Source organism: Nonomuraea sp. NPDC001684, assembly GCF_053596515.1.
Genome location: NZ_JBSFGJ010000546.1, coordinates 1 through 5,703, shown reverse-complemented (window position 1 = coordinate 5,703; position 5,703 = coordinate 1). Strand labels below are relative to the sequence as shown.

General features: G+C 73.9%; 5 protein-coding genes. 3 read left to right on the top strand and 2 right to left on the bottom strand.

The features are described 5' to 3' along the window. Positions 1 to 230, bottom strand: a 230-nt coding sequence (locus ACWCSD_RS46630; protein ID WP_449925239.1) for a hypothetical protein, incomplete at its 3' end; no start/stop codon positions are given. An 854-nt stretch (positions 231 to 1,084) separates the two neighbouring features. On the opposite strand from ACWCSD_RS46630, the gene ACWCSD_RS46625 reads away from it, so the two are divergent. Both ACWCSD_RS46625 and ACWCSD_RS46620 read left to right on the top strand, forming a co-directional pair. Further along, positions 1,085 to 1,564 carry a SigE family RNA polymerase sigma factor gene (locus ACWCSD_RS46625; RefSeq protein ID WP_358302255.1) on the top strand — a complete coding sequence of 160 codons (480 nt, stop codon included), beginning with the start codon at positions 1,085 to 1,087 and terminating at the stop codon, positions 1,562 to 1,564. Further along, positions 1,561 to 2,601 (top strand): hypothetical protein, encoded by a 1,041-nt coding sequence (locus tag ACWCSD_RS46620; RefSeq protein ID WP_449925236.1) that lies wholly within the window; start codon positions 1,561 to 1,563, stop codon positions 2,599 to 2,601. Before ACWCSD_RS46625 ends, ACWCSD_RS46620 begins: the two co-directional genes overlap by 4 nt. 165 nt (positions 2,602 to 2,766) lie before the next feature. On the opposite strand, the gene ACWCSD_RS46615 is transcribed toward ACWCSD_RS46620, so the two are convergent. Beyond that, positions 2,767 to 4,266 carry a serine/threonine-protein kinase gene (locus ACWCSD_RS46615; RefSeq protein ID WP_449925233.1) on the bottom strand — a complete coding sequence of 500 codons (1,500 nt, stop codon included), beginning with the start codon at positions 4,264 to 4,266 and terminating at the stop codon, positions 2,767 to 2,769. A 238-nt stretch (positions 4,267 to 4,504) separates the two neighbouring features. Here ACWCSD_RS46615 and ACWCSD_RS46610 point away from each other — a divergent pair. Next, positions 4,505 to 5,703: sensor histidine kinase (locus tag ACWCSD_RS46610; protein ID WP_449925230.1), on the top strand; the 1,199-nt coding region annotated here is incomplete at its 3' end.

Genomic DNA, 5,703 nt, shown 5'->3' with positions numbered 1-5,703 from the left:
CTGTAGGCCTCGTCGGGGCCTCTGCTGAGGTTGTCGAGCTGGCTGGAGACCGCCCTGTCGGCGACCGCCGCGGCGAGCGAGGCGGGGTCTGCCGCGGCCGGTGCGGTGGTGCCGGGGTCTTGTGCGGGGGTGGCTCCGGGCGGGGCGGCGCTGGCGGGAGACGCGGGAAGCGTCAAGGTCGCGGCCGTGGCCAGGCCGGCGACCGCCGCGAGTAAGGCTTTGGGTTTCACGCTGTGGTGCTCCTTTCGGCAGGCTCCCTTCGGGCCGTTGCCGCCTTTGGGCGTGCGCGGGTCACCACGCGGTCAGGGGTCTCCTGGATCGCGGGAGGTGAAAGGGGGCATGGGGGGTGATAAAGGGTGACGGATACAGCAAGCGAACCGTTTCGCCTTGTTGCCGCCAGACGCTAAGCGCTGGTTGACTGCTCGAAAATACGTATGTTCATCGGTAGGCATACCGACATTTCTGTTACCGCTGGTCACACCCATCCACGTGCCAGAATCGGCCGTCATGCCGGACAATCGGGCAGGGAAAGTCCGGCATTCCGGGCCCGCTGAAGGGCGGATCGGCCGGCGGCGACCGGCTCGGCGACGCCCGATAGGGGCGGCGGCGTCACCGCTATTCGGCGGGACCGGAACCTGCGCCGGCGCATCCGCCCGCGTCCCCGTGATCCCCGTCTAACCGGCACCGGACGGAAACGTCACGCCCAGGATGCATCCGGCACGGCCCGGGTGTTCAGTGCGGTTCCGGGGCGAGACAGCTTCCGCTCTCATGGACCTGGTCCTTCGGCGGCGGCTCGACGGACACGCCGTTGCCCCAGTCGGTGAAGTCGATCTCGGTCACGCTGCTCCTGGGCACGCCCTCCTCGGCCGAGGGGTTGGCCGCGCGCCGGAGGAGGGCGCAGGCGCCGCGAGCCTCTCCAGCACCTCGGGTGACAGGACCGCCCGCGCGTCGAGTGCCCCGGCGAGCCGCGCCGCCGTCCCGCGTTCGGGGCTGCTGTGGTGCGGCCAGCTCTCGCTGTCCGCGAAGAAGGCGGGATCGGCGCGGCGAGGCAACCTGATCGCGCCGGCACCGCGTCAGTACGGGTGTGCCAGACAGGAAGCTCTTTGACAACTTCGTGGCCTCGCGATCCGACCGGTTACTGCGGACGGCGTACCTGCTGACCCGCGACTGGGGAACGGCCGAGGACCTGCTCCAGGAGTGCCTGGCCAAGGCGTGGTTCGCCTGGTCGCGCATCGAGGAGCCCGAGGCGTACGTGCGGCGGGTGCTCGTGACGACCTACACCTCGTGGTGGCGGCGGCGATGGCGCGGTGAGGTGCCGAGCGGCACGCTGCCCGAGGAGGGGGTGCCCGATGCCGAGCGGTCCGGGCGGGAGGAACTGTGGGAGGCGGTGGGAAGGCTGCCCGCCAAGCAGCGCGCGGTGATCGTGCTGCGGTTCTACGAGGACCTGTCGGTGCAGGAGGTGGCCAGGATCCTGGGCTGCCATGACGGCACGGTCAAGAGCCAGACCGCCAAGGCGCTGGCCAAGCTGCGCGTGGACGAGTCGATCGTGAAGGAGTGCCGATGAGCGTGCAGGACCTGCGTGAGATGCTGCGGGAGCGAGCCGAGGGCCCCGCGCCCGCGATCCCGGACCGTCACGAGCTCGTCCGCCGCCGTGTGCGGCGTACCTGGCGGCGCAGGGTCCTGGCCTCCGCCGCCGCGACGGTGGCGGCGACGGTGGCCGCGGGCGCGGCCGTGCTCTCCCTGCTGCCCGGTGACGCCGTGACGCGGCACGAGCCCGCGACCTCGGCCTCCGCCGTGGCCCCCGCCCCGGAGCCGCTGCCGGAACGGTTCACCGCCCACGACGGCACCGGCTACCGGCGGCTGGCGACGGCGACGGTCAGGACGGACGGCGCGCGCAAGACGTCGGTCACGATCCCGGTCACCGGCAGGCCGCTGGACGTGGCCGCGCTGTGCGACGGCTCGTTCGGCGCCACGGCGCCGAGGATCTCCGTGGCGGGCCGCGCCGCCGGCGCCTCCCCGCCCCTCTCCCCCTGCCTGAAGGGCATGGAGCTGGTCCCGTTGCCGGTGCCCGCCGGGGCCGGCCAGGTCACGGTGACGTTCGACACGACCACCAGGGGCGGGGGGTGTACGCGGCAGGAGAAGGGGGCGCCGTGCGTCACCCCCGAGCCCGTCAAGGCGGTCTGGAGCCTGGCCGTCTACGAATGGACGCCTCCCGCGCGGCCGGTCGATCCCGAACCGCTCAGAGCCTTCCCCAAGCGGCTGCCGAGCTGGGAGCTGGCCGGCGCGACGCAGGACCGGATCTGGCCGCAGGACGGGACGGCCACGGTCACGGTCCGGGGCGACGGCGGCAGGATGGGCATCGAGGCGCTCTGCGCCGGTGACCTGGCCAGGCGGATGTGGTTCACGTACCGGATCGGGGGCGGCGACGAGGAGGTGGTCACCTGCAGCCAGTGGACGAGCGGCCCGTACCCGATGGCGATGACCGAGCTGACCGTGCCGGAGGGCAGGCGGGTCACCGTCACCGTCCGGGCGGGCATCTGGGGCGAGGACGCCAACCGCCCGGTCCGCTGGGCCTTGGCCGTCTACCGCAAGCGCTCCTGATCGTCGCCCCGCGGGTCGGTGACCGGGCGCCTGCCGGCCTGATGACGACGTTCGCCGGCGGCGGGCGGGGCGGCCGCCCGGGCCGCCTCGGCGACGTGGGCCTGCATCACGTGCCCCTCCCCCGGCCGGCGACGGACGACACAGGCGGTTCCTCTGACACCCGGGTCACCCCGATGACTGCGACGGGCCGAGATCGTTGAAGAAGCACGCGTCGGAGATCTCGGTCAGGTGCCCGAGCTTGTCCTTCGTCACCGCCTGCCGGTACGTGTCCACGTCGTCGGCGCGAAGCGCCTTGAGCGCCTTCTTGGCGGTGTCGATGTCGTTCCGGAGCGCGGTCTTGAGCGCCGGGCGGACCGCCTTGGCCAGATTGGCCTGCTGAAGGTCGATGATCTCGTTGAGCAGGTTCTCGGTCGGCGGCAGCGGCACCGTTCCGCTGACCGGGACCTGGGTCCACTTCTCCATGACGCCGGTCTGGTTCTCGCAGCCCGACGGTATCCCGTGGCCTTTCGTGCCGGGCTGGTCGTCGGCGGCCGCCGTCTGCTCTGCCGTCGTGCCGGACGAGCCCGCCTGCGGGGTCTGGTCGCCGTCTCCCGAGATGGCCACGACGACGGCGACGGCGGCGATCGCCACAGCGAGCCCTGCGCCGCCCGCGATGAGCAGCTTGCGGTTCCGCGGCCCGCCCGGGCCGGGCCGTGACGGGTCGTGGAAGGCGGGCGCCTGCTCCTGCAACGTGGGCGGCGGCGGAGGCGGGACGTTCTCGGTGCGCGCCGACGGGCCGGCCGGAGCGGAACCGGCGTCCGGGAAGGGCTGCCGCGGCGGCACGGAGTGAGGGCCGGCCGGGGGCGGTGGAGTGTTCGGCAGGCGAGGCTGCCCGAGGGCGTCGATCATGGCCAGGGCCTCGGCGGCGGTGGGGCGGTTGGCCGGGGTCTTGTCCAGCAGGCGGGCGATCAGCGTCCCGAGGCCGCCGGCGTCGCGGGGCACGGGCGGCTCCCCCAGCAGCACCGCGGTGAGCGTCTCCGTCGGGGTGTCGCGGTGGAACGGGGACACCCCCTCCAGCGCCTGGTACAGCGTCACCCCGAGCGAGTACAGGTCGCCGGCGCCGCCGCTGTCCACGCCGTTGAACCGTTCCGGCGCGATGTACTCCAGCGAGCCCATCAGCCCGCCGCTCTTGGTGAGGGCGGTGTCGCCCTGTTGCACGGCGATCCCGAAGTCGGTGAGCAGCACGCGGCCGTCCCGGGCGATCAGCACGTTGGCCGGTTTCACGTCCCGGTGCACGATGCCGGAGGCGTGTGCCGTGCGCAGGGCGTCCAGCAGGCCCCTGGCGGCCGACGTGACGGCGCCGGGCGGCAGGGGGCCGTCCCGGGCGATCAGCTCGGCGAGGGTGCCGCCGTCGACCAGTTCCATGACGATCCACGGCGCCTCGTCCTCGATCACCACGTCGTGGACGGTGACGATGTGCGGATGCGACCGCAGCCGGGCGGCGTTGCGCGCCTCCCGCTCGGCGCGGCGCAGCCGTTGCGCGTGCTCCTCGTCGGAGGTGGCCGACGGGAGCCAGACCTCCTTCACCGCCACGGACACGTCGAGAGACTCGTCGTGCGCCTTCCAGACCCGTCCGAAGCCTCCGCCGCCCAGAACGGACTCCAGCCGGTACCGTCCGCTGATCACACGTCCTGGTTGTGTCTGCGCGGCCACCATGCTCCCTCGTCGGTGATCAAGTTGTGGCAGCCTATCCAGGCGTGCTCGCGCGTATCTGCCGAATGTCCAGACTCGTGACCCATTCGCGCGCTGCCGGAGCGGCCGACGCGGCGCGTCACCTGTCCCCCTCGGCCGCTGGCTATCCTGTGGCAGGTCGAGCCGGGCACGGCTCCCCCACCACGAGCCCACCGGAAGGCGACGACCGACCGTGACAGCCCCTCCGCGCCGGAGCGCCTGGCCGGCCACGACGGTGGCGGCGCACGCGGTCCTGGCGTTCCTGACGGCGATCATCCTGGTGGGCGCCTGGTACCTGGGCGCGGCCTGGTGGCAGGTCCTGCCCGCGGCGGGCGCCGCCGTCCTGCTCCATGCGGGGGCGGTGGCGGCCGCCCGGCGGCCGTGGGCGGGGTACGCGATCGGCGCGCTGGCCATGCTCGTCCTGGTGCTGACGCCCTCCCCGGGATGGTCGCTGAACCTGCTGCCCTCGGCGGTGTGCTTCCCCTTCGCGTTGTGGCGGCTGACCGGCCTGGTCCCGGTCAGGTCCTCGGCGCCGGCGTTGGCGGTCGCGGCGCTCGGGATCGTCCTGAACGAGGCGGTGGGGTGGGCGCGGCTGCCCGCCGACCCGCTGTGGACCCGCCTGCTGGAGGGCGGGCTGCTGACGCTCGTGGTCGGCGGGGTGTGGCTCGCGGCCCTGCTGGTCCGGCGCAGGCGCGAGGCCGCCCGACGGGCCGAGGACGAACGGCTGGCCGCGGCGCTCGCCGGCGAACGGGCCGGCATCCGCCGCGACCTGCACGACGTGATCGCCCACACGGTCACCGTCATGGTCGCGCGGATCGAGGCCGCGGCGGTGACGACGGCGGATGCGGCGACCCGGCGCGAACTCGGCGACATCGCCGAGACCGGCCGGGACGCCCACCAGGGTCTGCGCGCGATGCTGGCCACCTTGGGCCCGTCCGCCGGGGGCCCGTCCGCCGGGGGCGCGGCCAGCGCGGCGTCGCGCGCCGGATCCCGGCCCGGCCAGGCGCCGATCTCGCTCGACGTGCTGCCCGACCTGGTGGCCTCGGCGGCGAGCCCGCTGCACGCGGTGACGCTGGCGGAGACGGGTCAGCGGCGGCCGCTGAGCCTCAGCGCCGAGGTCGCGGCGGTGCGGACCGTGCAGGAGGGCGTCACCAACGCGCTGCGCCACCTGGAACCGCCGGTCGCGGTGAGCGTCAGCCTGCGCTGGGGTCCGGCCGAGATGGTGGTGGAGGTCCGCGACGACGGCGGCAGCGCGCCTCGCGGCGCCCGCGGCCAGGGGACCGGCTTGATGGGGATCGAGGAACGGGTGCGCACCGCGGGCGGCACGCTGTCGATCGACGACGGGGACGACGGCTGGGTGCTGCGGGCGCGGCTCCCCACGAAGGAGGGGGC